Source organism: Rhodanobacter soli, assembly GCF_039523495.1.
Lineage (GTDB): Bacteria > Pseudomonadota > Gammaproteobacteria > Xanthomonadales > Rhodanobacteraceae > Rhodanobacter > Rhodanobacter soli.
On the sequence record NZ_BAAAFK010000002.1, the window covers coordinates 21,986 to 46,993 of the forward strand.

General features: G+C 68.7%; 26 protein-coding genes. 19 read left to right on the forward strand and 7 right to left on the reverse strand.

The genetic code is table 11. The features are described 5' to 3' along the window. Positions 1 to 12: 12 nt before the first annotated feature. The 8 genes from ABD024_RS15150 to glmU all read left to right on the forward strand — a co-directional run bounded on the left by ABD024_RS15150 (position 13) and on the right by glmU (position 7,978). On the forward strand, positions 13 to 483 hold the full coding sequence (locus ABD024_RS15150; protein WP_343854878.1) for a F0F1 ATP synthase subunit B: 471 nt from the start codon (positions 13 to 15) through the stop codon (positions 481 to 483). A gap of 3 nt (positions 484 to 486) precedes the next feature. Then, entirely contained in the window at positions 487 to 1,020 is a 534-nt protein-coding gene (locus tag ABD024_RS15155; RefSeq protein ID WP_343854882.1) for a F0F1 ATP synthase subunit delta, read from the forward strand. Between the two features lie 149 nt (positions 1,021 to 1,169). Continuing rightward, positions 1,170 to 2,720 carry a F0F1 ATP synthase subunit alpha gene (atpA, locus tag ABD024_RS15160; RefSeq protein WP_343854884.1) on the forward strand — a complete coding sequence of 517 codons (1,551 nt, stop codon included), beginning with the start codon at positions 1,170 to 1,172 and terminating at the stop codon, positions 2,718 to 2,720. A gap of 74 nt (positions 2,721 to 2,794) precedes the next feature. Continuing rightward, the gene (atpG, locus tag ABD024_RS15165; RefSeq protein ID WP_343854888.1) at positions 2,795 to 3,712 is read left to right on the forward strand and encodes a F0F1 ATP synthase subunit gamma; all 918 of its coding nucleotides are present in this window, start codon (positions 2,795 to 2,797) and stop codon (positions 3,710 to 3,712) included. Positions 3,713 to 3,843: 131 nt separating this feature from the next. Beyond that, positions 3,844 to 5,256, forward strand: a complete 1,413-nt coding sequence (gene atpD / locus ABD024_RS15170; protein WP_343854890.1) for a F0F1 ATP synthase subunit beta — start codon at positions 3,844 to 3,846, stop codon at positions 5,254 to 5,256. A 128-nt stretch (positions 5,257 to 5,384) separates the two neighbouring features. Beyond that, positions 5,385 to 5,810 (forward strand): F0F1 ATP synthase subunit epsilon, encoded by a 426-nt coding sequence (locus ABD024_RS15175; RefSeq protein WP_343854892.1) that lies wholly within the window; start codon positions 5,385 to 5,387, stop codon positions 5,808 to 5,810. A 170-nt stretch (positions 5,811 to 5,980) separates the two neighbouring features. Next, the gene (locus ABD024_RS15180) at positions 5,981 to 6,511 is read left to right on the forward strand and encodes a hypothetical protein (protein ID WP_343854896.1); all 531 of its coding nucleotides are present in this window, start codon (positions 5,981 to 5,983) and stop codon (positions 6,509 to 6,511) included. 72 nt (positions 6,512 to 6,583) lie between these two features. Beyond that, positions 6,584 to 7,978, forward strand: coding sequence for a bifunctional UDP-N-acetylglucosamine diphosphorylase/glucosamine-1-phosphate N-acetyltransferase GlmU (gene glmU / locus ABD024_RS15185; protein WP_343854899.1), 1,395 nt, complete (start codon positions 6,584 to 6,586; stop codon positions 7,976 to 7,978). 57 nt (positions 7,979 to 8,035) lie between these two features. Here glmU and ABD024_RS15190 read toward each other — a convergent pair whose 3' ends face one another. Beyond that, positions 8,036 to 9,028, reverse strand: coding sequence for a chorismate transformation FkbO/Hyg5 family protein (locus tag ABD024_RS15190; protein ID WP_343854901.1), 993 nt, complete (start codon positions 9,026 to 9,028; stop codon positions 8,036 to 8,038). A gap of 92 nt (positions 9,029 to 9,120) precedes the next feature. Between ABD024_RS15190 and ABD024_RS15195 the strand changes: the two genes are divergently transcribed. From ABD024_RS15195 to fabG, 8 genes are all read left to right on the forward strand, one after another. Further along, positions 9,121 to 9,390, forward strand: coding sequence for a phosphopantetheine-binding protein (locus ABD024_RS15195; RefSeq protein ID WP_343854903.1), 270 nt, complete (start codon positions 9,121 to 9,123; stop codon positions 9,388 to 9,390). 97 nt (positions 9,391 to 9,487) lie between these two features. Beyond that, positions 9,488 to 10,204: a COG4648 family protein gene (locus tag ABD024_RS15200; protein ID WP_343854906.1), complete on the forward strand. Its 717-nt coding sequence runs from the start codon at positions 9,488 to 9,490 to the stop codon at positions 10,202 to 10,204. Then, positions 10,201 to 10,500 carry an ApeI family dehydratase gene (locus tag ABD024_RS15205; protein ID WP_343854910.1) on the forward strand — a complete coding sequence of 100 codons (300 nt, stop codon included), beginning with the start codon at positions 10,201 to 10,203 and terminating at the stop codon, positions 10,498 to 10,500. Before ABD024_RS15200 ends, ABD024_RS15205 begins: the two co-directional genes overlap by 4 nt. Next, a complete protein-coding gene (locus tag ABD024_RS15210) occupies positions 10,500 to 11,456 on the forward strand; it encodes a lysophospholipid acyltransferase family protein (RefSeq protein WP_343854913.1) in 957 nt (318 codons plus the stop codon). Before ABD024_RS15205 ends, ABD024_RS15210 begins: the two co-directional genes overlap by 1 nt. Continuing rightward, entirely contained in the window at positions 11,383 to 12,039 is a 657-nt protein-coding gene (locus ABD024_RS15215; protein ID WP_343854915.1) for a LolA-related protein, read from the forward strand. The genes ABD024_RS15210 and ABD024_RS15215 overlap by 74 nt, the downstream gene beginning before the upstream one ends. A gap of 2 nt (positions 12,040 to 12,041) precedes the next feature. Then, complete coding sequence (locus ABD024_RS15220; RefSeq protein WP_343854918.1) at positions 12,042 to 14,360, forward strand: MMPL family transporter; 2,319 nt, start codon at positions 12,042 to 12,044, stop codon at positions 14,358 to 14,360. Next, positions 14,344 to 14,778, forward strand: a complete 435-nt coding sequence (locus tag ABD024_RS15225; RefSeq protein ID WP_343854920.1) for a hotdog family protein — start codon at positions 14,344 to 14,346, stop codon at positions 14,776 to 14,778. Before ABD024_RS15220 ends, ABD024_RS15225 begins: the two co-directional genes overlap by 17 nt. A 19-nt stretch (positions 14,779 to 14,797) precedes the next feature. Then, positions 14,798 to 15,535 (forward strand): 3-oxoacyl-ACP reductase FabG, encoded by a 738-nt coding sequence (fabG, locus tag ABD024_RS15230; protein ID WP_343854923.1) that lies wholly within the window; start codon positions 14,798 to 14,800, stop codon positions 15,533 to 15,535. Positions 15,536 to 15,544: 9 nt separating this feature from the next. Here the strand turns inward: fabG and ABD024_RS15235 are convergent, their stop codons facing one another. From ABD024_RS15235 to ABD024_RS15255, 5 genes are read right to left on the reverse strand one after another with little or no spacing between them, the layout of a single operon-like run. Next, a complete protein-coding gene (locus ABD024_RS15235) occupies positions 15,545 to 17,125 on the reverse strand; it encodes an NAD(P)/FAD-dependent oxidoreductase (protein WP_343854925.1) in 1,581 nt (526 codons plus the stop codon). 55 nt (positions 17,126 to 17,180) lie between these two features. After that, positions 17,181 to 18,440 carry a cation:proton antiporter gene (locus tag ABD024_RS15240; protein WP_343854928.1) on the reverse strand — a complete coding sequence of 420 codons (1,260 nt, stop codon included), beginning with the start codon at positions 18,438 to 18,440 and terminating at the stop codon, positions 17,181 to 17,183. A gap of 4 nt (positions 18,441 to 18,444) precedes the next feature. Continuing rightward, positions 18,445 to 19,203, reverse strand: a complete 759-nt coding sequence (locus tag ABD024_RS15245) for a glycosyltransferase family 2 protein (protein ID WP_343854930.1) — start codon at positions 19,201 to 19,203, stop codon at positions 18,445 to 18,447. After that, entirely contained in the window at positions 19,200 to 19,991 is a 792-nt protein-coding gene (locus ABD024_RS15250; protein ID WP_343854932.1) for a beta-ketoacyl synthase chain length factor, read from the reverse strand. Before ABD024_RS15250 ends, ABD024_RS15245 begins: the two co-directional genes overlap by 4 nt. Beyond that, positions 19,988 to 21,181, reverse strand: coding sequence for a beta-ketoacyl-[acyl-carrier-protein] synthase family protein (locus ABD024_RS15255; protein ID WP_343854934.1), 1,194 nt, complete (start codon positions 21,179 to 21,181; stop codon positions 19,988 to 19,990). The genes ABD024_RS15250 and ABD024_RS15255 overlap by 4 nt, the downstream gene beginning before the upstream one ends. 180 nt (positions 21,182 to 21,361) lie before the next feature. On the opposite strand from ABD024_RS15255, the gene ABD024_RS15260 reads away from it, so the two are divergent. Further along, positions 21,362 to 22,063 (forward strand): ElyC/SanA/YdcF family protein, encoded by a 702-nt coding sequence (locus tag ABD024_RS15260; protein ID WP_343854936.1) that lies wholly within the window; start codon positions 21,362 to 21,364, stop codon positions 22,061 to 22,063. An 88-nt stretch (positions 22,064 to 22,151) separates the two neighbouring features. Beyond that, complete coding sequence (gene hemF / locus ABD024_RS15265) at positions 22,152 to 23,054, forward strand: oxygen-dependent coproporphyrinogen oxidase (protein ID WP_343854939.1); 903 nt, start codon at positions 22,152 to 22,154, stop codon at positions 23,052 to 23,054. A 9-nt stretch (positions 23,055 to 23,063) separates the two neighbouring features. On the opposite strand, the gene ABD024_RS15270 is transcribed toward hemF, so the two are convergent. Next, positions 23,064 to 23,735 (reverse strand): DUF4097 family beta strand repeat-containing protein, encoded by a 672-nt coding sequence (locus ABD024_RS15270; protein WP_343854941.1) that lies wholly within the window; start codon positions 23,733 to 23,735, stop codon positions 23,064 to 23,066. A 154-nt stretch (positions 23,736 to 23,889) separates the two neighbouring features. Between ABD024_RS15270 and gpmA the strand changes: the two genes are divergently transcribed. After that, entirely contained in the window at positions 23,890 to 24,633 is a 744-nt protein-coding gene (gene gpmA / locus ABD024_RS15275; protein ID WP_343854943.1) for a 2,3-diphosphoglycerate-dependent phosphoglycerate mutase, read from the forward strand. The last annotated feature ends 375 nt before the right edge of the window (positions 24,634 to 25,008 follow it).

Here is a 25,008-nt window from a genome sequence, read left to right on the forward strand (position 1 = left end):
GGTAACGCAGCGATGAATTTCAACGCGACCTTGATTGGCGAAATGATTTCGTTCGCCATCCTGATCTGGTTCTCTGTCCACTTCATCTGGCCGCACATCAACAAGGCCATCGAAGAGCGGCAGATCAAGATCGCCGAAGGTCTGAATGCGGCCGAGCGCGCCCACGCCGAGCTGAAGAGCGCGGACGTGAAGGTGGCCGGCGAGATCAAGCAGGCCCGCCTGCAGGCTTCCGAGATCATTGACAAGGCCCAGCAGCAGGCCAACCAGATCATCGAGAAGGCCCGTGGCGAAGCGGTCAGCGAGATCAACCGGCTGAAGGCGGCGGCGCAGGACGACATCGCCTCGATGGCGCAGCGTGCCCGTGACCAGTTGCGCGAGCAGGTCGGTGCATTGGCCGTGCAGGGCGCCAGCAGGATCGTGCAGCGCGAGGTCGATGCGTCGACGCACAAGGCGTTGCTTGACCAGCTCGCGGCCGAGATCTGATCCATGGCCCAGGCAATCACCCTCGCCCGCCCGTACGCCCGCGCCGCTTTCGAAGTGGCGCATGCGGCCGGCACGCTGGACGCATGGTCGCAGGCGCTGGCGTTCGCCGCCGCGGTGGCGAAGGACCCGCGCGTGGCCGGCCTCGGCAACGACCCGCGGGTGCTGCCGGCGCAGCTGGTGGCGCTGCATCTGCCCACCGGCGTGGCCGCGGACGCCCCGTTCGGGCAGTTCCTCGTCGAGATGGCCGAGCAGCGCCGGCTGGCGTTGCTGCCGGAAGTGGCTGAATTGTTCGAGGCGTTCAAGCGCGAGTCCGAGTCGCAGCTGCTGGTCAAGGTGACCAGCGCGATGGCGCTGGACGCCGTCCAGGCCGAGCAGCTCAAGGCATCGCTGAAGCGCCGCTTCAAGCGCGAGATCGAACTGGAAACCCAGGTCGATGCGGCGTTGCTGGCCGGCGTGGTGATCGATACCGGCAGCGAAGTGATTGACGGTTCCGCCCGTGGGCGCCTGGCGAAGCTGGCTGGCGCACTGGCGAATTGATTTACGCGAAGTCCATTTCGCGAAGAGCAAAACCGGCCGTCCGTGGCCGGACAGATTGAGTAAACGCGAGATCCGTTTCGCGAAGAGCAAGACCGGCCATCCCTGGCCGGACTCTTCAAAAAAGCTTTTCATTTTCGGGATAGATGACCATGTCCAGCACCACACTGAATCCGTCCGAGATCAGCGAACTGATCAAGAGCCGCATCGAGCAGTTCAAGCTCGGCGCGGAAGCGCGCAACGAGGGCACGATCATCAGCGTGTCCGACGGCATCGTGCGCATCCACGGCCTGGCCGACGTGATGCAGGGCGAGATGATCGAGCTGCCGGGCAACTCATTTGCGCTGGCGCTCAACCTCGAACGCGACTCGGTCGGCGCGGTGGTGCTCGGTGAATACCAGCACCTGCGCGAAGGCGACACTGCCAAGACCACCGGCCGCATCCTCGAAGTGCCGATTGGCCCGGAGCTGCTCGGCCGCGTCGTCGACGCGCTGGGCAATCCGATCGACGGCAAGGGCCCGCTGAATGCCAAGCTCAACGCGCCGATCGAGAAGGTCGCGCCGGGCGTGATCTGGCGCAAGTCGGTCGACCAGCCGCTGCAGACCGGCTACAAGTCGGTCGACGCGATGATCCCGGTCGGCCGCGGCCAGCGCGAGCTGATCATCGGCGACCGCCAGACCGGCAAGACCGCGCTGGCGATCGACGCGATCATCGCGCAGAAGGATTCCGGCATTAAGTGCATCTACGTCGCGATCGGCCAGAAGCGTTCGTCGATCGCCAACGTGGTGCGCAAGCTCGACGAGAACGGCGCGCTGGCGAACACCATCATCGTGGTCGCCTCGGCGTCCGAGTCGGCCGCGCTGCAGTATGTCGCGCCGTACTCCGGTTGCGCGATGGGCGAATATTTCCGCGACCGCGGCCAGGACGCGCTGATCGTCTACGACGATCTGTCCAAGCAGGCCGTAGCGTATCGCCAGATCTCGCTGCTGCTGAAGCGTCCGCCGGGTCGTGAAGCGTATCCGGGCGACGTGTTCTATCTCCACAGCCGTCTGCTCGAGCGCGCCTCGCGTGTGTCCGAGGAGTATGTCGAGAAGTTCACCAACGGCGAAGTGAAGGGCAAGACCGGTTCGCTGACCGCATTGCCGATCATCGAGACCCAGGGCGGCGACGTCTCGGCGTTCGTGCCGACCAACGTGATCTCGATCACCGACGGTCAGATCTTCCTCGAAACCGACCTGTTCAACGCCGGCATCCGACCGGCCGTGAACGCCGGTATCTCGGTATCCCGCGTCGGCGGTGCCGCGCAGACCAAGATCGTCAAGAAGCTGTCCGGCGGCGTGAAGCTAGCCTTGGCGCAGTTCCGCGAACTGGCCGCGTTCGCGCAGTTCGCCTCGGATCTGGACCCGGCCACCCGCGCCCAGCTCGACCGCGGCCAGCGCGTCACCGAACTGATGAAGCAGAAGCAGTATTCGCCGCTGTCGATCGCCGAGCTGGCATTGTCGGTGTACGCCGCCGAGCAGGGTTATCTCGACGACCTGCCGGTGAACCAGGTGCTGGCGTTCGAGAAGGGTCTGCACGCGTTCATGCACCAGAACCACGGCGACCTGATGAACACCATCGTGGCCACCGGCAACTGGGACAAGGACATCGAGGGCGTCTTCAAGGCCTCGCTGGACGAGTACAAGAAGACCGGTAGCTGGTAATACGGGTAGTGGCGAATCGGAAGGGTGGACGGTTTCCTCTCTTCCCACCAGCGAGCATAACGAGCGGATAGAGCATGGCCAGCGGACGCGAAATCAAAACCAAGATCAAGAGCACGCAGAACATGCGCAAGGTGACGCGCGCGCTCGAGATGGTCTCGGCCTCGAAGATCCGCAAGGCGCAGGATCTGATGAAGGCCTCGCGTCCGTATGCGCGCTCCATGCGCAAGGTGATCGCGCACGTGGCGCAGGCCAGCACCGACTTCAGCCATCCGTTCATGGTCCAGCGCGACAACGTGGCGCGGGTCGGCTACATCGTGGTGTCGACCGATCGCGGCCTGTGCGGCGGCCTCAACTCCAACCTGTTCCGCCGCCTGCTGCCGGCGATCGCCGAATGGCAGAAGCAGGGCGTGCAGGTCGACGTGGTGGCGATCGGCCAGAAGGCCGTGGCGTTCTTTCGCCGCCTCAAGGGCGTCAACCTGGTCGGCAGCGTCACTCATCTCGGCGAGAAGCCCAAGCTCGAACAGCTGGTCGGCGTGATCAAGGTGATGATGGACGCCTACCAGGCCAACGGCCTGGACCGCGTGTTCCTCGCCTACAACGACTTCGTCAACACCATGACGCAGAAGCCGACCATCGACGCGCTGCTGCCGCTGCCGCTGGTGGCCGCGGAGATGGAAGCGCACCAGGAAGCGGGCGAGTCGGCGTACGCCGGCGTGAAGCTGGAAGCGAGCCACGACTGGGACTACATCTACGAGCCGGATGCGCAGACCGTGCTGGAGCATGTGCTGACCCGCTACATCGAGTCGGTGGTGTACCAGGCGGCGCTGGAGAACCTGGCCAGCGAGCACGCCGCGCGCATGGTCGCGATGAAGAGCGCGTCGGACAACGCGAACAAGGTGATCGACGAGCTGACGCTGATCTACAACAAGGCGCGCCAGGCCGCGATCACCCAGGAAATCTCGGAAATCGTCAGCGGCGCTGCGGCGGTATAAATGCGCTCATCCGTGATCGCAGAACAAGATCAAAAAGCGGCCATCCGTGGCCGCACTCCTAGCAAGAGCGACGTTTCATTGGCGCTTTGTACAAATCGAAATCTTAAAGAGATTCATCCGGAGCTATCAGCATGAGCCAGGGCAAAGTTGTTCAGATCATCGGTGCGGTCGTCGACGTGGAGTTTCCGCGCGACCAGGTGCCGCAGGTGTATGACGCACTGAAAATCGACGGCACCGCGATCACGCTGGAAGTCCAGCAGCAGCTCGGCGACGGCATCGTGCGCACGATCGCACTTGGTTCCACCGAAGGCCTGAAGCGCGGCCTGCAGGCGCGCAACACCGGCGAAGGCATCAAGGTGCCGGTCGGCAAGGCCACCCTGGGCCGCATCATGGACGTGCTCGGCAACGCCATCGACGAGGCCGGCCCGATCGGCGAGCAGGACCAGTGGGTGATCCACCGCGAGGCGCCGAGCTACGCCGACCAGGCCGCCGCCACCGACCTGCTGGAAACCGGCATCAAGGTGATCGACCTGGTCTGCCCGTTCGCCAAGGGCGGCAAGGTCGGCCTGTTCGGCGGCGCCGGCGTCGGCAAGACCGTCAACATGATGGAACTGATCAACAACATCGCGAAGGCGCACGAAGGCCTGTCGGTGTTCGCCGGCGTGGGCGAGCGTACCCGCGAGGGCAACGACTTCTACCATGAGATGAAAGACTCCAACGTGCTCGACAAGGTCGCGATGGTGTACGGCCAGATGAACGAGCCGCCGGGCAACCGCCTGCGCGTCGCGCTGACCGGCCTGACCATGGCCGAATACTTCCGCGACGAGAAGGACGAGCATGGCAAGGGTCGCGACGTACTGTTCTTCGTCGACAACATCTACCGCTACACGCTGGCCGGTACCGAAGTGTCCGCGCTGCTCGGCCGCATGCCGTCGGCGGTGGGCTACCAGCCGACGCTGGCCGAGGAAATGGGCGTGCTGCAGGAGCGCATCACCTCGACCAAGACCGGCTCGATCACCTCGATCCAGGCCGTCTACGTGCCCGCGGACGACCTGACCGATCCGTCGCCGGCCACCACCTTCGCGCATCTGGACGCGACCGTGGTGCTCAGCCGCAACATCGCCTCGCTGGGTATCTACCCGGCGGTGGATCCGCTCGATTCGACCAGCCGCCAGCTCGATCCGAACGTGATCGGTCAGGAGCACTATGACGTTGCCCGCAAGGTGCAGGGCACGCTGCAGCGCTACAAGGAGCTGAAGGACATCATCGCGATCCTTGGCATGGACGAGCTGAGCGAAGAGGACAAGCAGGCCGTGGCGCGTGCGCGCAAGTGCGAGCGCTTCTTCTCGCAGCCGTTCCACGTGGCCGAGGTGTTCACCGGTTCGCCGGGCAAGTACGTGTCGCTGAAGGAAACCATCCGCGGCTTCAAGATGATCGTCGACGGCGACGTCGACCACCTGCCGGAGCAGGCGTTCTACATGGTCGGCGGCATCGACGAGGCGATCAAGAAAGCGGAAGAGATGGGCGCCAAGAAGGCCGCCTGATTGCAAAAGCGGGAACAGGGATCGGGGAACGGGGAACAAGAGCAGCGATGCCTCGGCGTCAGCGCTCCTGATTCTTCCGTTCCCCGTTCCCCGTTCCCTGTTCCAGTCGAGCAAAGCGAGACCAAGCCATGACCCAAACCATTCGCGTCGACATCGTCAGTGCCGAAGCCGAGATCTTCTCCGGCGACGCGACGATGGTCGTTGCCACCGGCGAAATCGGCGAGCTAGGCATCACGCCGCGCCACGCACCGCTGATCACCCGTCTCAAGCCGGGCCACGTCGACGTGCTGCTGGCCAGTGGCGAGCGCCAGCAGTTCTGGGTCTCCGGAGGCATGCTGGAAGTGCAGCCGCAAGTGGTCACCGTGCTGGCCGATACCGCCGCGCGCGCCGCCGACCTGGACGAGGCCTCCGCGCAGCGCGCCAAGAAGGAAGCCGAAGACGCGCTGGCCAACCGCACCGACGCGATGGAAATCGCCGAGGCCCAGGCCAAGCTGGTGGAGGCGATGACCCAGCTGCAGGCGCTGGAGCGGCTGCGCAAGAACCTCAAGCACTGAGTTTGTGCGCTCGTCCGTGAGCGCAGAGCCAGGATCAAAAGGCGGCCGTCCGTGGCCGCACTCGTGGATGAAGCGGTCGCTTCGATGGACACTTCAGAAAAGGACGCCGGCCTTGTGCCGGCGTTTTTGCATCGGCACGATGCAGCTTTGGACAGACAGGGATGATGACGATGACGCGGCTGAAGTACGCATGGGGCGGACTGTTGCTGATCCTCGTCGGCTGCGCCATCACGCCACCCCGGCCGCCGCCGTTGCCATCCGCCACGAGCGAGGCATCGTGGCGGGCTGTGCTGCCGCCCGGCACGACACGCTATCCACTGGCGCTGGGCGAGGTGTCCAGCGGCGGCACGCCGTTACAGCGTGTGACGCCGGCGTATCCGCCCGATCTGCTCGCCCGCTGCCCGCCACCGCAGGAAGTGCCGGCGCTGCTGATCGTCGGCGCGAACGGCCGGCTCGACGAAGTGCGCGTGGCGGGTGAGGCGCAGGCCGACGCCGGTCGGCGTGCCTTCATCGCCGCGGTGCGCGTGGCCGCGCTGCAATGGCAGTTCAATCCGCTGCTGATCAACCGCTGGGCGGCCGATGCCGACGGCAACAGCCATGTGGTGGACAGCGAGACGAAACCGTTCAGCCTGGCCTACGTGTTCCGCTTCGCGTGCCCCGCCGGCAAGCCCGCGGTTTCGGCCGTGGCTACGACGCCCTGAGCCTCACCCGCCCTCGTCCGGGCAGAACGGGCTGGTATGCTTTTTGATCGCGACGCGCCAAGGCCGATATCCATGAATCACGCACCCCTTCACGTCATCATCCTCGCCGCCGGCGCCGGCACGCGGATGAAATCGAACCGACCGAAGGTATTGATGCCGTTGGCCGGCCGGCCGCTGCTGGCGCACGTGATCGCGGCGGCGCGCGCGCTGCAGCCGGCGGCGATCCACGTCGTCTACGGCCATGGCGGCGAGCAGGTGCCGGCCGCGTTTGCCGGTCAGGCCGACCCCGGATCAAGTCCGGGGCAGGCTCTGCGCTGGGTGTTGCAGGCGGAGCGGCTGGGCACCGGCCACGCGGTGGAGCAGGCGCTGGCCGGCGTGCCCGATGGCGTGCGCGTGCTGGTGCTGTACGGCGACGTGCCGCTGACCCGGGTCGAGACACTGCAGCAACTGGTGCAGGCGGAGGGCGGCTTCAGCCTGCTGACCATACGGCTCGCCGACCCGCACGGCTACGGCCGTGTGTTGTGCGACGGCAACGGCCGCGTGCGCGCCGTGGTCGAAGAGAAGGATGCCGATGCCGACCAGCGTGCGGTGAACCTGGTCAACACCGGCATCCTGGTCGCCGAGGCGCAGGCCCTGCGCGGCTGGATCGGCCGGCTCGACCGCAACAACGCGCAGGGCGAGTACTACCTCACTGACATCTTCCACATGGCCGCCGCGGAAAACCGAACGGCGCTCAGTGTCGAATGCGTCGACCCGATCGAGGCCGCCGGCGCGAACAATCCGCTGCAGCTGGCCGAGCTGGAAGCGGCGTATCGCCAGCGTGCCGCGCGCGCGCTGATGTCCGATGGCGTGCGCCTGGCCGATCCCTCGCGCATCGACGTGCGTGGCACGGTCGAGGCCGGTCACGATGTCGAGCTGGATATCGATGTGATCCTGGAGGGCCGCGTGGTGCTCGGCGACGACGTGCGCATCGGCGCGTTCACCCGGCTGAAGGACGTGCAGCTGGCGGCCGGCAGCGTGGTGCAGTCGCACTGCGACCTGGACGGCGTGGTGACCCACGGCCCCTGCACGATCGGCCCGTTCGCGCGGCTGCGCCCCGGCACCGAGCTCGATGGCGGCGTGCACGTGGGCAACTTCGTCGAGACCAAGAAGACCCGCCTCGGCGAAGGCAGCAAGGCCAACCACCTCACCTACCTCGGCGACGCCGTGGTGGGTCGCGGTGTCAACATCGGCGCCGGCACGATCACCTGCAACTACGACGGCGTGAACAAGTTCACCACGCGCATCGGCGACGGTGCCTTCATCGGCTCCAACAGCGCGCTGGTGGCGCCGGTGACGATCGGTGCACAGGCCACCATCGGCGCCGGTTCGGTGATCACGCACGATGCACCGGATGGCGAGCTCACCGTGGCGCGCGGCCGGCAGCAGACGTTCGCGGGCTGGAAACGACCCGTGAAGCGGAAGTAAGTGGCGAGTGGCCAGTAGCTGGAGAAAGCGCTGCCTTTCTCTCACAACTTGCCTTTCTTACACGTAGCGCCAGCCGTCGATCTCCACCAGCAGCTCGCTGCGGCAGATGTCGCCGTGCAGCAACAGTACCGGCACGCCGGGCAGGCGAGTTTGCAGGAACGCGCGCACGTGCGGGGCGTCGGCGTCGTGGCGTACGTAGGCCTTCAGCGGCGAGCGGGTGTCGAAGCTGGCGGCCATACCGGCGCTGGACAGCAGCGCCTCGAGGTTGGTCAGGGTTTCTTCCAGCTGGGCATCGAGGTCGTCCTGGTGCGCCGAGGCGTGGCCGACCACGGCGGCGGTGCCGGAGATCGCCAGCACGTCCTGCGCCGGCAGCGCCATTGCGCGGGCGAAGCTCGGTGGGGTGCGGCCGTACTGGCGCGGGTAGCGCCAGGCGCTGACCTGGCGCGGGTTTTCCACCCGCGTGCCGGGCTGGTCGCAGGCCAGCAGGTAGACCTGCAGGCGATGCGGGTCGCCGTGATGCCCGATCGCGGTGGCGGCGGGAAACCCTTCGGCGAAGAAATCGCCCATGCCGGTGGCGCGGCCATCGCAGAAGTGCTTGTAGCGCTCGGCGTCGCCGTCGCCGTGATTGATCGCGCCGAGATAATTCCAGACCCGCAGCACATGCCGCGCCTCGCGCGTGGCGACGAAGCGGTGCAACTGCTCGTAGGCCAGCCGGGCGGTGGCGATGGGACCGCCGTGTTCGCGCTCGTCCAGCTCGATCGAGGCGAACAGCCAGCCGCCGCCGGCCGACCAGCGCAGCGCGCCGTCGCTGCCGCTGCTGACTGGCGCGTCGACCTGCCACAGCTCCACGGGCGCGGGGGTATCGAAGGCCTGCAACGCCACCTGCAGATAGCGCGGGTCGGTGCTGGCCGGCGCGCTGGCGCCAAAGCCGAACAGCGCCAGCGTGCCGGGTTCGGCCAGAGTCGCGGCGACCTCGGCCATGCGGTAGGACACCCGTGGCGCGCGGCGCGGCTGCGGGTCGATCTGGGGGTTTTCACAGCCCTGCATCATTGCGTACAACCGGGAGCGACAAGGGCGCTATGTTACACTCCGCGGCCACTGCCACCGGGGGGAGGCAATGTATTCAGCGTACGGAATCGAGCATGGCGGAACAGACAGCGGCACAGCACGAATTGGCCACCTTGGTCGTGGAATGCCTGAATCTCGAGACCGTGACCCCGGAACAGATCGACCCGGAGGCACCATTGTTCGGCGGCGAGCTGGGACTGGATTCCATCGACGCGCTGGAGATCGCCCTGGCCGTGTCCAAACGCTACGGCTTCCAGCTGCGCTCGGACAACCCGGACAACCGGCAGATCTTCACCAACCTGCGCACGCTGTCCGCGCATGTCGAGAAGAACCGCGTCGGTTGAAGCGGGCGCGTCGACGCATCGGCGTTGCTTCTGTCACGCCATGTTCCAGCGCCGGTGGCAGGCTGGCGGCTTCGATGGAGCCACCGCGGAACCCCGCATGACGTTCTCTTCACCACCTGACGGCACGACGCGGCGCTACGGCCTGCTGTTGCTGCCGGCCTATCCGCTGCTGGCGATCGCCGGCGCGGTGACGCAGCGGCAGGTGTTCGCGCTGCTGGCGCTGGCCCTGCTGCTGACCGTGCTGATGCTGCCGCGCCTGCTGACGCGCCGCGCCGCGCCGTGGCTGTGGTGGTCGGGCCTGCTGGCCGGCTTGCTGTGGACGTGGCGGTACGGCTTTGCCGACGTGCTGCTGGAGGCGGTGCCGGTGCTGATCAATGCACTGCTGGCGGGCTGGTTCGGCCGCACGCTGGGCACGTCCGAGCCGCTGGTGGCGCGCATCATCGTCGCCATCGAAGGCGCCGAACGGCTGCTGCAGCCGGGCGTGGCAGCCTACGCGCGCCAGATCACCTGGTTCTGGACAGTGTTGCTGGGCGCCCAGGCGCTGCTGCTGACCGTGCTGCTGCTGTGCGCCGACCACAACGGCCTGCTGGCGCGCGCCGGCATCGCCGCGCCGCTGTCGGTGCCCGAGCGCTGGGCCGCAACGTGGCTGCACCTGGGTTGCTACATCCTGCTGGCGGCGGCATTCCTGCTGGAGTACGCCTATCGCCGCTGGCGGCTGCGCCATCTGCCTCATCCCGGCCTGCACGACATGCTGCTGCAGCTGGCGCTGCACTGGCCGCAGTTGCTGCGCGGCAAGCGCGCGGTGACGCCATGAACGCCGGCTTCGAACAGGCGCTGCGCATCGACGCGGGGCATCCGGCGTTGCCTGGCCACTTTCCCGGCGCGCCGCTGGTGCCGGGAGTGGTCCTGCTGGAGCAGGTGGCGCTGGCCCTGCGCGCCTGGCGCGGCCAGCGGCTGGGCCGCGTGCTGGAAGCGAAGTTCGCCGCGCCGCTGCTGCCGGAGGAAACCGCCACGTTGCGCCTGACCGCCGCGGATGGCGCGCGGGCGCGTTTCGAGATCCGGCGTGACGGCATCCTGCTGGCACGTGGCCTGGTCGAGGGAACGACATGATGAGCACACACGAACACTGGCAGAACCGACCGGAAGGCGGCGGACGTTTCGCGATCTGGCTGATCCGCGCGATCGCGCTGTACGGCGGGCGCCGGCTGGGCCGGCTGTGCCTGTACCCGATCACGCTGTACTTCTTCCTGCGTCGCGGGCCGGAACGGCAGGCCTCGCGGCAATACCTGCAACGCGTGTTCGGCCGCCCGGCCTCGACGTGGCAGGTGCTCAAGCACATCCACTGTTTTGCCGCGACGATCCTGGACCGGATCTTCCTGCTCGCACACGGCGAGCAGCCGTTCCGGATCGAGACCGAGGGTCTGGACCTGCTTGACCAGTGCGTCGCGCAGGGTCGCGGCGTGCTGTTGTTCGGCTCGCACCAGGGCAGTTTCGAGGCGCTGCGGGCGATCGGCGCGCGCCGGCCGGAGATGCCGCTGCGCGTGGTGCTGGACAAGCAGAAGACCCCGGCGATGACCGAACTGCTCGAAGCGCTGGCGCCGGACGTGGGCGCCTGCGTGATCGACGCGGCGCAGGACGGCACCACGATCGCGCTGGCGATGGCCGAGGCCTGCCACGACGGCGCGCTGGTGGCGATGCTGGCCGATCGCGGCCGCGGTCACGAGGTATTGCGGCGCACCGGTTTCCTCGGTTCCTCCGCGCCATTCCCGATCAGCCCGTGGCTGCTGGCGCATACGCTGCAGGTGCCGGTGGTACTGTGCTTCGGGCTGTACCTTGGCGGCAACCGCTACAAACTGATCTTCGAGCCGTTCAGCGACCAGGTGCACATCCCGCGGCAGAATCGCGGCCCGGCGCTGGATGCGTTGATTGCCCGTTACGCGCAACGGCTGGAGCACTACATCCATGTCGCTCCCTACAACTGGTTCAACTTCTATGATTTCTGGCAAGACGCGCCTGTGGCTGATGGGCCTGCTGCTGCCGCTGTGGGCGAGCGCGTCGGCGTCTGAGCCGGCGCCGACAGCGTCGTCCGCGCCGGCGCTGATCGCGGCCCTGGGCCAGCCCGCGCCCGCGCGTACCGCATTCGCCGAGGCGCGTTTCCTGCAGGTGCTCGATCGGCCGCTGGTGGTCTCCGGCGAATTATCGTGGCTCGGCGGCGACCGGCTGCAGCGGCGCGTCGATCATCCGCAGCAGGAAACGTCCACCATCGCCGACGGCGAGGTCACCCAGCAGCGCGCCGGCAAGAGCCCGCGGCACTTTTCGCTGAAGCGTGCGCCGCAGTTGCAGGTATTGCTGGACAGCTTCGTGGCGTTGCTCAGCGGCGACGCTGCGCGATTGCAGCAGGCGTTCGAGATCCGCCAGGGCGGCGACGCCGGCGGCGCGTGGACGCTGACCCTGGTGCCGCGCGACGCCCGCGTGGTGAAAACCGTCGCCAGCATCCGCATCGACGGCTACGCGAAGGAGTCGCGCTGCATGCACATGCAGGAGGCCGACGGTGACCTCGCGGTCGACCTGCTCGGCCCGCTGGCCGCGCAGATGCCGACCGAGCCTACCCGTGAAGCGCTGCAGGCGCTGTGCCAGGGCGTGCCCTGAGCATGCGTCGGGGCGCCCGCGCGACGTTGCTGATCGGATGGTTGCTGGCGCTGGCCGCGCTCGGCTGGATGGTCAGCCAGCGGCTGCACGTCAGCACCGACCTGCGCAGCTTCATGCCCGCGCCGACCACGCCGGACCAGCGCCTGCTGATGGAGCAGGTCGGCGAAGGACCGGGCTCGCGCTTGCTGTTGTTGTCCATCTCTGGCCAGCCCGACGAACAGCTGGCGGCGCTGAGCCAGGGTCTCGCTGCGGCGCTGAAAAACGACAAGCGCTACAGCCAGGCGCTCAATGGCAGCTTCGATCTCGGCGCGCTGGACGCCAGCCTGCTGCCATATCGCTACCTGCTGTCGCCCACGCTGGACACGCAGCCGCTGGACGCGGCGTACCTGGCCGACCAGCTGCAGCAGCGGCTGGACGATCTCTCCTCGCCGGCGGCCAGTCTGCTGAAAGGCCTGTTGCCGCGCGACCCCACGCTGGAGGTGCTGAAGCTGGCCGAGCGGTGGGCACCGGCGAAATCGCCGGAACTGCGCGAGGGCGTGTGGTTCTCGCCGCAGGATGAAGCGCTGTTGCTGGTGCAGACGGTCGCCGCCGGTTTCGATCCGGGCGCGCAGCAGCAGGCGATCGACGGCATCCGCCAGGCCTTCCACGCGTTGCCCGGCAGTACCGGCGCGAAGCTCGAGCTGAGTGGTCCGGGCTATTTCAGCGTGGTGGTCGGTGCGCAGACGCGGCATCAGGCCGACTGGATCGGGCGCGTCTCCACCGTGGGTTTCATCGCGCTGCTGCTGCTGGCGTATCGCAGCTTCAGCTCGCTGCTGTTGTCGGCGCTGCCGATCGCCAGCGCCGCGTTGGCGGGCATCGCCGCGTTGACGCTCGCGTTCCCTGAAGTGCACGGGATCACCCTGGCGTTCGGCTTCACCCTGCTTGGCGTGGCGCAGGAATACCCGATCCGCGTGCTCAGCCACCGCCGCGCCGGCGAGGATGCGGTGCACAGCGTGCGCGCCCTGTGGCCGCTGCTGCTGACCGCGATCGCCTCGGCCTGCATCGCCTACCTGGCGTTCTACGCTTCCGGGGTGAACGGGCTGAAGCAGCTGGCGGTGTTCACCATCGTCGGCCTGCTGGTGGCCGGTTTCAGCACGCGCTACCTGCTGCCGCACCTGTTGCCGCGACGCGTGCGCGACGTCGCCGACATGCGCTGGCTGGCGCGCGCGCGCGATGTCGTCGACCGGTTGCCGCGGCCGCGCTGGATTCCCGCCGCGGTCGCCGTGGCGATCGTGCTGATGCTGGCGCTCGCACCCGCGCCGTTCTGGCAAAACAACCTCGCCGCGCTGACCCCGTTGCCGCAGGACCTGCTGCAGCACGACGCGCGCCTGCGCGAAGCGCTGGGCGCGCCCGACGTGCGCTACCTGCTGGTGCTGCAGGCACCGACCGAGCAGGGCGTGCTGGCGTTGTCGGAACAACTGCAGCCGCGCGTCGATGCACTGCTGGCGCAACGCGCGGCCGATGCGCTGGAACTGCCGTCGCGTTATCTGCCGACGACAGCGTTGCAGCGCGAACGCCAGCAGAAGCTGCCCGATCGCGCCACGCTGCAGCACGCACTGGACGGCGCGGTGCAGGGCCTGCCGTTCCGTCCCGACCTGTTCCAGCCGTTCGTCGACGATGTGGAAGCCGCGCGCCAACTGCCGCCGCTGACGCCGCAGCGCTACGCGCAGACGCCGCTGGGCCAGCGCCTGGCCGCCATGCTGGTAGAGCGCGACGGCCACTGGCTGGGCCTGGGCACGGTCAGCGGCGTGCATGACGCGGCCGCGCTGCAGGCGCTGGGTGAAAACACGAACGGCGCGGTGCGCCTGCTCGACCTGAAGGCGGCCTCGGAGTCGCTGGTGGTCGACTACCGCACACGCATCCTGCAGGCCCTGCTGGTCGCTGCGACCTTGCTGGTGCTGACCATCACGTTCGCGCTGCGCAGCCTGCGCCGCGCCTGGCACGTGCTGGCGCCGATGACGCTGGCCACCTTCCTGGTGCTGGCGGTGGAGCGCGTGGTCGGCATCGAGATCTCGCTGTTCCATCTGGTCGCGCTGATTCTCGCCGGCGGCCTAGGCCTGCACTACGCGCTGTTCTTCGAGCGCGACACCGGCGACCCCGCCGAGCAGCGGCGCACGCTGCACGCCACCATTGTCTGCGTGCTGTCCGCGCTGCTGGTGTTCGGCATGCTGGCGTGGGCGACCATTCCCGTGCTGCGCGCGATCGGGCTCACCGTGAGCCTGGGCGTGGCGTTCCACTTCTGCCTGTCGATCCTGATGGCGCCGCATGCTCGACAAGACTGACTGGGCGCCGCTGATCCCGCACGCGGGCGCGATGTGCCTGCTCGATGCGGTGCTGGCGTGGGACGAGCGCAGCATCCACGCGATCAGCGCGGGCCACGCGCGCGCCGACAACCCGCTGCGCGGCCCGCACGGCTTGCACGCCGTGCACCTGGCCGAATACGGCGCGCAGGCGATGGCGGTGCACGGCGCGTTGCTGGCGCGCACGCGCGGCGACGAGACGGTGCGCCCCGGCATGCTGGTCAGTCTGCGCGACGTGCGGCTGTTCGAGGAGTACGTCGATCGGCTCGACGGCCCTCTGGACGTCCACGCCGAATGCCTTTACGCCGACGACGGCGGCGCGCAGTATGCGTTCCGCGTCGAGCATCGCGGCCGGCTGCTCGCCAGCGGGCGTGCCGCGGTGATCCATCCTTCCCGCTGACCCGCCTGCGAGGCCTGCCATGTCCGAAGCCCATCCTGCCCGCCGCGCCCTGGTCACCGGCGGCAGCGGCGAGCTCGGCGGCGCGATCTGCCACGCGCTTGCCGCCGCCGGCTGGCACGTCGTCGTGCACGGCCACCACAGCCTGACCCGGGCCGAGGAGACCGCCGCCGCGATCGTCGCCGCCGGCGGCAGCGCGCAGGCGCTGGCGTTCGACGTCACCGATGCGGAGGTGACCCGCGCGGCGCTCGACGTGCTGCTGTCCGAAGGACCGATCCACGCGCTGGTCAACAACGCCGGCATCCATGACGACGCGCCGATGGCGGGCATGAGCGACGAGCAGTGGCACCGGGTGATCGACGTCTCGCTGCATGGCTTCTTCCACGTCACCCGGCCGCTGCTGCTGCCGATGGCACGTGCACGCTTCGGCCGCATCGTTTCGATCGGCTCGGCGGCGGCACAACTGGGCAATCGCGGCCAGACCAACTACGCCGCGGCGAAGGCCGCGCTGGTCGGCGCCAGCAAGTCGCTGGCGCGCGAGATGGCCTCGCGCGGGATCACCGTCAACGTGGTCGCGCCCGGCGTGATCGAGGGGCGCATGGCCGAGGCCGCGTTCCCGCCCGAACGCATCCGCGAGCTGGTGCCCGCGCAGCGCGCCGGCAAGCCGGAGGAAGTCGCCGCGCTGGTCGCGTTCCTGTGCTCGGACGCGGCCGGCTACATCAACGGCCAGTCGATCGGCGTCAACGGCGCGATGGGCTGAGCCGCGCGGTCACCCCGCCGCGTTGAACAGCGCCGGCCGCGGTTGCCCGGACAACGGTGCATGCAGGCGCGCATCGACGGCGGCCGCCTGCAGGGTAAGCGCATCGGCCAGGCCGTCGAGCAGGCGCACGTGCTCGCGCAGCCGCGCGCGGATGCCGGCATCGTCCAGCGTGTCGTGCAGGCCGCGATTGAGTGTGGCGAACCAGGCCAGGCTGTACTGGTCCAGCATCTCGCGGCGGCTGTGGCCGTTGCTGGCCGCATGCCAGTGGCGGAACAACTGCTGCATGCGCGCATTGAGCGCCTGTGCGCGTTCCAGTTCGGGGCGCATCTCGCCGAGCAGGTCGAGGTCGGTCAGCCGGCGCTGGAACATCAGCTGGCACAGCACGCCCCAGTAGTACGCATAGTCCCAGGTCACCTTGGCCGGCAGCACCTGGGCGTTGCCGAACAACGGGTACTGGCCGCGGAACAGGCTCAGCGTGCTCGCGTAGAACGAGCGGAACAGCTGCTCGTAGATGTGCGCGTACGGCGCCAGCTTGCGGCCGGCGCGGTCGTGTCCGACCAGCGCCACGATGTAGGTGTTGGCGATCGCGATGAAGTCGCTGCCGGGCGAGTAGAACGGATCGAGAAAGCTGCCGGCCTCGCCGGTCAGCGCCCAGCGATCGGCGGAAAACAGCTGGCGGCTGTCGTGCGAGTAATTGCGCAGGAAGCGGAAGTCGAGCAGGCTGTCGCGCTCGGCGGCGATCGCGCGGCCCATCGCCGGCTGGCGGGTATGCAGCCATTTGAGCGCGAGTTCGAAGTCGCGCATGCCGTCGAGCGGATGCATCGCCGCGTCGGTGACGATGCCGACCGAGTGCGCGCCCGAACCGAGCGGAATCAGCCACGCCCAGTAGCCCGGCCCCGTCAGGTGGTTGGTCGAGCGCCAGCGTTCCGGCGGCGAAACGCGTCCGCGCCAGTCGGCGTCGTCGCTCCAGCGGTCGATGTCGAGCTTCGCATCCATGCGGAACCACACCGCGTTGGCGTGATGGCCGTTGTCCACGGTCAGCTCGAAGCGCCGGCGCAGCAGCGCGGCGCGGCCCGACGCATCCAGCAGCCAGCGCGCCGTGACATGGTGCTCGCCGTCGGCATCGACGTAATGCACCTCGTGCTCGACGCCATGCTCGCCCACGTCGAAGCGCTTGACCGTGGCGCCGTCGCGGAACGTGATGCCTCGTCGCCGCGCTTCCTCGCCGAGAAAGGTCTCGAAGATGCCGCGGTCGATCTGGTAGCTCGGTGCCGGCAGGATCCGGCTCACGCCCAGTTCGGTGGTGTTCTCGACGTCGTCGCGCCCGTCGCAGAAGAAGTAGCGCAGGCCGAACTTGCGGATGTGCGCCGAATCCATGTGGTCGCGCAGGCCCAGCGTGTGGTCGAAATAATCCGCGCCGATCTCCACCGTCGACTCGCCGACCTTGTGCGCCGCCGCCGGCAGCGGGTGCCGGTTGCGCTCCAGCACCAGGATGTCCATCTCCGGAAATTCGCCGCGCAGCTGCAACGCCAGGCACAGGCCGGCCAGCCCGCCGCCGAGAATGACTGCTTCATGGGTCGTGTCGCTCATGCAGGTTCAAGGCTCCGGAAATGCGCGACGGCTGCCGTGCACGACCGATGCTGGCTCAACCCTGGTCTGGGTGGCGTGAGCATTCCACGGCGGCAGGTCGGTGGTGGCGGCTGAAGTACAGCAGCATCGGCGTGCTCATCATGGTGGTGACGATCGCCATCAACAGTAGCAGGGTGAACATCTCGCGGCCGATCACGCCGGCATCGAGACCGATCTTCAGCACGATCAGCTCGACCATGCCACGCGCATTCATCAGCGAGCCGACTGCGAAACTGTCGCGCCAGCCGTGGCCGCCCATGCGCGCGCCGAGCGCGCCGCCGAGCACCTTGCCGATCACGGCAACCGCGAGGATCAGCGCGAAGGCGCCCAGCGCTTCGCGCTGGAACGCGTCGGCACTGGTGCTCAGGCCGGTCAGCGCGAAGAACACCGGCATCAGCGCGATCACCGCGACGTGTTCCAGCCGTTCGATCAGCCCGGCCAGCAACGCATCGTCGCGCGGCAGGCACAGGCCGAACACGAACGCACCGAACACCGCATGCAGATGCAGCCACTCGGTCATCGCGGCGCAGCCGAACGCGCCGATCAGCAGCACGGCGAGCACGCCGCCGGCTGGCCGCCCATCGGCCGCGTGCCGCGTCAGCCAGCGCCGCAACAGCGGCCGCAGCACGCCGAAGCACAGCGCCAGCATGGCGCCGACGCCGAGCACGCTGCGCCAGAACGGCACCCAGTCGCCGTGCGCGGAGATCAGCGCCACGGTGAGCGCGAGCAGGATCCACGCCAGCACGTCGGCCATCGCCGCCGCCGTCAGCGCGAGCTGGCCGACCGGCGTGTGCGTGGCGTGGCGATCCTTGAGGATGCGCGCCAGCACCGGCATCGCGGTGATCGCCAGCGACGCGGCCAGGAACAGCGCGAACGGCCAGTACGCGATGCCGGCCGGCGCATAGCGTGCATGCAGCAGCGGCGTGATCAGCAGGGCGAGGCCGATCGGCAGCAGCACGGCGAGTCCGCCGACCGCCCCGGCCGTGCGCAGCGCCTGCCGCACGCCGCCGGACAGGCGCAGCTCGGCACCGACGATGAACATGAAAAGCACCAGGCCGATCTGGCTCAGCCCGTCCAGCGCCGGCAGGCTGGCCGGTGCGAACAGCCAGCCCTGCCAGGCCGGTGCCAGCGCGCCGAACAGCAGCGGGCCCAACGCCAGGCCGGCGATCATCTCGCCGATCACCGGCGGCTGGCCGATCCAGCGCAGCAGCCAGGCGAGTGCTCGTGCGGTGACCAGGATCACCACCAACTGCACCAGCAGCAGCGCGTGGCCCATGGCGTCAGCCCGTCGTGCCGTCGTCGACGATGAGCGGCGTCGCGCGCGAGCGGCGGTGGCTGGCGACGATGTGGCCGTAGTGGAGGACCCGGCCGATCGTGTAGGTGGTGATGCGGGTGACGTCGCGCACCGGCTTGAGGTGACTGGGACGGAACGCGCCGTGGTAGCGCGAGGCGATCGGCACCGAGACCACGCCGAGCTTTTTCTCGCGTGAGGCCGCGATCAGGATCGCCGCTTCGAACACGAAGTTCTCCGCCGGCAGGTCGACCAGGTCCAGCGCTGCGCGCGGATACCAGCGCTGCCCGCTCTGGGTGTCGGCGATCGGCTGCCCGCAGGCCCACGAGATGCCCCAGTCGGCCACCGCGTTCGCGCGGCGGCGGCCCTTCGGTTGCTGTTCGCGATCGAGCAGGCGCGCGCCGATCACGATGTGTCCGGGATATTGCGCGGCGGCCGCCACGATGCGCGGGATGTCGCTGGCCAGGTGCTGGCCGTCGCCGTCCATCGTCAGTACCGCCTCGTAGCCTTGCCGCAGCGCCTCGCGGAAGCCGTGGCGCAGCGCCTCGCCCTTGCCGCGGCGTTCGTCGTGGCGCAGCAACGTCACCGGCAGCGTGGCGACGATCTCCGGCGTGCGGTCGTCGGAGCCGTCGTCGATCACGATCACCGGCGCGCCGAGCGCCAGCACGGATTCGACCACCGACTGGATCGCGGCCTCCTCATTGAGGCAGGGAATCAGCACGCACCAGCGCGCCACGGCAGTGTTCAAGCGACGTTCTCCATGTCGATCCGCAAGCCGAGTGTAGCGGCGACGGCCAGTTCGCAGTGTCCACCCGTACTGGCCAGCCGGGCCAGCAGCGGCAGGCTGGCGGCCGACGGGTTGCCGGCGCGCCAGCCGTGCAACGGTTCCGGCAAGGGCGTGTCGGTATGCGTGGTGGCCAGTTGCAACTCCAGCCGGGCCAGCGTCGCCGGGCCAGCGTGCGGCGCCAGCACCAGCGCGCAGCCGAACGCCTGCGTGCAACCGGTGACCTCGGCCAGCGGGCCGCCGCCGGCGGTGTCGCTGCACACCAGCAGCACCGGACGCTGCTCGGCCAGCACCTGGCTGGCCGCTTCCAGCAGCGCGGCACCGAAGCTGGCGCGTTGGGCGCAGATTGCGGTGGATGACGCGTGGCAACCGGTGGCGATGGTCCAGTAGCCGACCGCGGCGTTGTGCACCGAATTGTGGAAGCGGATCGGCGACAGCTCGGTAGGCGCCTGCGCCAGGGTGGCGCACATGTAGTCGGTGATTGCCTGGTCGCCGTGCGCGGAGGCGAACACGCAGGCCAGCGTGGCGGCATCGCGGCGGCTCATCGCCACCGCCTGGCCGGCCGCCTCGATCGCCAGCAGCACGCTTTCCGGCGCGCGCCGGCGTTCGTTCGCCGGCAAGCTGGCGGCGGCCGGTCGCGGTGGCGGTACTGACGGGGTGGTGCCGGCCAGCAGCGCGCGCAGCGCGGCGAAGTCGGCCAGTTGCGGCGACCACAGGCCGACGCCTTCGACGTGGACGCGCAGCACGCTCATGCGGCAAATCCTGCGCGGGCGAACGCCAGGCAGGCGTTGTTGCCGCCGAAGCCGAACGAGTTGCTCAGCGCCACATCGACGCGCTGGTACTCGTTGCGCCAGGCGAAGTGCGCGCCGCAGATCGGGTCGGGCGTGTCGCCGCCAAGGTTGCCCGGCACCAGGCCGTGCTCGATCGCCTGCAGCGCGATCGTCGCCTCGACGATGCCGGCCGCGCCCAGCGTGTGGCCGGTGAAGCCCTTGGTCGAGCTGGCCCGCGTCGTGGCCGGAAAGGCGCGGCCGACCAGCGCCGCCTCGACCTCGTCGTTCTTCTGGCTGGCGGTGCCATGCAGGTTGATGTAGTCGACCCGGGCCGCATCGAGGCCGGCGCGGGCCAGCGCATCGTGCAATGCCAGCTCGGCGCCTAGGCCGTCCGGATGTGGGGTGGACATGTGGTACGCGTCGCTGGCCTCGCCATAGCCGAGCAGCCGTGGCGCGTCGGACGCCACGTCGGTGCGTTCCAGCAGCGCGAAGCCGGCGGCCTCGCCGATCGAGATGCCGTTGCGCGCGGCATCGAACGGGCGGCACGGTTCGGGCGACACCAGCTCCAGCGCATTGAAGCCGAACAGCACGCTGTCGCACAGGGTGTCCACGCCGCCCACCACCGCTGCGTCGACCAGGCCGAGGCGGATCATCCGTTCGGCGCTGGCGAATACCTTGGCGCTGGACGAGCAGGCGGTGGAAACCGTCAGGCACGGGCCCTCGAGTTCCAGCGCGGCGGCGACGAAGGCGGCCAGCGAATGCGGCGCGTGGATCGCCGGGCGCAGCATGTCGTCGGCGAAGCCGCCATCGGGATCGAGCCGGCGATAAGCTTCCTCGGTGGCGCCGATGCTGGCGGTGGACGTGCCCAGCAGAAGCGCCACGCGGTCGGCGCCGTAGCGCGCGCGCGCGGCGTGCACGCGTTCGAGGAAGCCGTCCTGGTTCAGGCCCAGCCAGGCCAGCCGGTTGTTGCGGCAGTCCCACGCGCCGAATGCCGCGGGCAGGGCGACACCCTCCACGCCATCGACGCGGCCGACCCAGCAGGCCAGCGGCGCACTGCTGATGTCGTTCGGACGCAGCCCGCTGCGGGCGTGTTCGAGCGCATCGAGCTGTGCTGCGAGGCCGCTGCCCATGGCGGAAGTGGCGGTATACGCGGTGACTGCGAGGGGTGTCATGAGAATGGGCATCAGGAAAGCCTAACGTCGCCCCTGCAGAATGCCTAGGGATGCACTGAATGAATCAGGGCATTTCTGCCCTGTGATCGGGTGGGCATTCAGGGTGGTGGCTGCGACATGAAGGCACCGCGAACAGCGCGCGCCCGCTAAGCTGGAGCACCCCGGTTCTCTGCGAAACCTGTGTCGTCGAACCCCTCCCCCTCACGAAGCTGGCGCTACCTGCGCGACCGCGACGTGCAGCATGCCGCGCTGGTGACCGTGCTGGCGCTGGTATTGAGCGCGGGCCTGGTCTGGCTGGGTTACCTGATCCACGTCTGCCGCGTCGCCATGCACAGCCCGCTGGTACCGCCGCGGCGGATGGTGACGCTGGTGTTCGGCCGCCGCCTCGAGCGCGATGCGCCCGAGCATGACTATCAGCAGCGCCTGCGTCGTGCGCTGAGCCTGGCCGAACAGCAACAGACCGATCACCTGCTGTTGCTCGGCGGCTGCAGCGGCGGCCAGTGCAGCGAGGCGGCCGCCGGTCAGGCCTGGTTGCAGCAGCATGGCCTGGCCGGCGAAGTACGGGTGGAACTGGAGCAGGATTCGGTCGACTCGCTGGAGAACCTGCGCCACGCACGCCGCCTGCTGCTGGCCGAGGCCGGCGACGCCGGCCTGCCACCGGTGGCGCTGGTGACCAGCCGCTATCACCTGGCGCGCTGCCTGCTGCTGGCGCGCCGGCTCGGCTTCGATGGTTTGCCGGTTGCCGCCGAACCGGCGCTGCCGCGGCAGCGGCGCTACCTCGGCCTGTTGCTGCTCGAAGCCAGCTACCTGATGTGGATCGACCTGGGCCTGCGCTGGGCGCAGCTGATCGGGCACCGCCGGATGGCGGCGCGGATCAGCTGAGCTGGATCACGGTGGCGCGGCGCCGCGCCACAGCCGTTCGTGCATGGGCACTTGCTAAGCTTGCGCCATTGAATCGACGAGCCGGACGATGAGCGAGCAAGCCAACCAGGCCGAAACCTTCCTGCGCGAACTGCAGGATCGCATCTGCGCCGCGATCGAACAGGCCGACGGCACGGCGCGATTCGAGGAGGACGCGTGGCAACGCGCAGCCGGCGGTGGCGGGCGCACCCGCGTGCTGCGCGACGGTGCAGTGTTCGAGCAGGCCGGGGTGAATTTCTCGCGCGTGTCCGGCCACCAGCTGCCGCCCAGCGCCACTGCACATCGGCCGGAGCTGGCCGGCGGCAGCTTCATCGCCACCGGCGTGTCGCTGGTACTGCACCCGAAGAATCCGCACGTGCCGACCACCCACGCCAACGTGCGCTACTTCGAGGCCAGCAAGGAGGGCGTGGAGCCGGTGTGGTGGTTCGGCGGCGGTTTCGACCTCACCCCGTTCTATCCGGTGGACGAGGACGTGCGGCACTGGCATACGGTGGCGCGCGACCTGTGCGAGCCGTACGGTGCGGACGTCTATCCGCGCTACAAGCAGTGGTGCGACGAGTACTTCTACCTGAAGCACCGCGACGAGACCCGCGGCATCGGCGGGCTGTTCTACGACGATTTGAACGAGGGCGGCTTCGAGCGCTGCTTCGCGTTCACCCGTGACGTCGGCCAGGGCTTCCTCGATGCCTACCTGCCGATCGTCGAGCGCCGCAAGGCCACGCCGTTCGGCGAGCGCGAGCGCGAGTTCCAGCTGTACCGGCGCGGCCGCTACGTGGAGTTCAACCTGGTCTACGACCGCGGCACGCTGTTCGGCCTGCAGTCCGGCGGGCGCACCGAGTCGATCCTGATGAGCCTGCCGCCGCGGGTGCGCTTCGAGTACGCGTATCAGCCGGAAGCCGGCTCCGCCGAGGCGAAGCTGGCCGATTACCTGAAACCGCGCGACTGGGTGTAGGAGTCGGCTTTACGGCATCGCGCCGCTGAACTTCTCCACCGTGGCTCCCTTCACCGAGCCGATCTGCGCGCTGTCGCTGACCTTCAGCACCACCTCGCGGCGGAATTCCAGCGTGCCTTGCACCACGGCGTGCGGGCCGATCACGATCACCGGCTTGCGCTCGCTGCCCCAGTGGAACCAGCCGTTGTTCGGCTTGTCGACCAGGATGCCGCCCTCGACGCGCGAATCGGCACCGACCGTGATGTCGCCCGCCACCGTGCCGATGCCGCCGGCGACGTGGGCGCCATCCAGCACGATGGCGCCGTTGACGTTCTCCAGCCGGCCGCCGATCTCGGCGCCGCGAGCCAGATGGATGCTGCCGTTGACCGCATTCACCTTGCCGCTGACTCGGCTGGCGCTGCCCAGGCTGATCGCGCCGTTGACCGTGCCCAGTTCGGTTGCCTGCGCCTTGTCGCCCAGTTCGACTTCGCCGTTGACGGTGCTGGCCTCGTGCACGCTGGCGCCGTCGCCGACATGGACCGCGCCGTTGACGGTGCTGACATCTCCCGCCTGCTGCCCGGCCGCGACCTGCACCGAACCGTTGACCTTGTCGATGTCGTGGTCTTGCGCGGCGGCCAGCGGCGGCAGGCCCAGGCTCAGCGCCAGTGCGGCCAGGATGAGGATCGTCGGGAATCGACGCATGGCAATCTCCTTGTGTCTTCAGTGGATGGATACCGGCACTAGGATGCAGCCAGCGGGCCGAGGGTTTGAGATGACCTGTGGCAGGGGCCGCATTTGACGCTGCCGGGGCCCGCCGGCACCATTCCCGGTTTACTCCTCACTGTTGGGCGCCTCCATGCACAAGCTCGTCCTGATCCGCCACGGCCAATCGCAGTGGAACCTCGACAACCGTTTCAGCGGCTGGGCCGACGTCGACCTCACCGAGCAGGGCATGGCCGAGGCACGCGAGGCCGGCCGCCTGCTGCGCGAGGGCGGCTACGCGTTCGACGTGGCGCACACCTCGGTGCTCAAGCGTGCGGTGCGCACGCTGTGGGGCGTGCAGGATGCGATGGACCTGATGTGGATTCCGGTGCTCACCGACTGGCGTCTCAACGAGCGCCACTACGGCGGCCTCACCGGGCTGAACAAGGCCGAGACCGCGGCGAAGTACGGCGAGGATCAGGTGAAGATCTGGCGGCGCAGCTACGACATCCCGCCGCCGCCGCTGGATCGGGCCGCGAACGAGTCGGTGCACGATCCGCGCTACGCGGCGCTCGATCCGAAAGACATCCCCGACACCGAATGCCTGAAGGACACCGTGGCGCGCGTGCTGCCGTACTGGCACGAGCTGCTGGCGCCGGCGATCAAGTCCGGCCAGCGCGTGCTGGTGGCCGCGCACGGCAATTCGCTGCGCGCGCTGGTGAAGTACCTCGACGGCATCTCCGACGAGGCGATCGTGGAGCTGAACATCCCCAACGGCGTGCCGCTGGTATACGAGTTCGACGACGCGCTGAAGCCGCTGCGCCACTACTACCTCGGCGACGCCGACGCGATCGCCGCGAAGATGGCCGCGGTGGCGAACCAGGGCAAGGCGAAGTAACACGTCGCCGCGACCCGTGCGTCGGCTCGCCGGAACCAGCGCGCTGTAGCCGTGCCTGTCTATGCGGGTCGGATGTGTTGTGGCGCCCGCGGTCGTGGTGACGAGTATCCGGGCCGGGTGCGCGGGAATCGGGGACCTTGGCGAACGCGACCCCGCCGTGGGCGATAGGCGTCGAATCGGGTCAGTTTGTGCTCAAGGGAGACGCGTCGGGTATCCAGTCCCGGCGGGTATAGGTCAGTCGATGACCGGCGATCCGTGTTGCATCCCGTTGCCGCAGGCCCCGGCAAGCGGCTCGCGTCGCGGCGTGTCCGTCAGAGTGAACCCGGCATCGGTTCCCCCATCACTGGCACAAAAGGTGCTTGACATGGCTTGCAG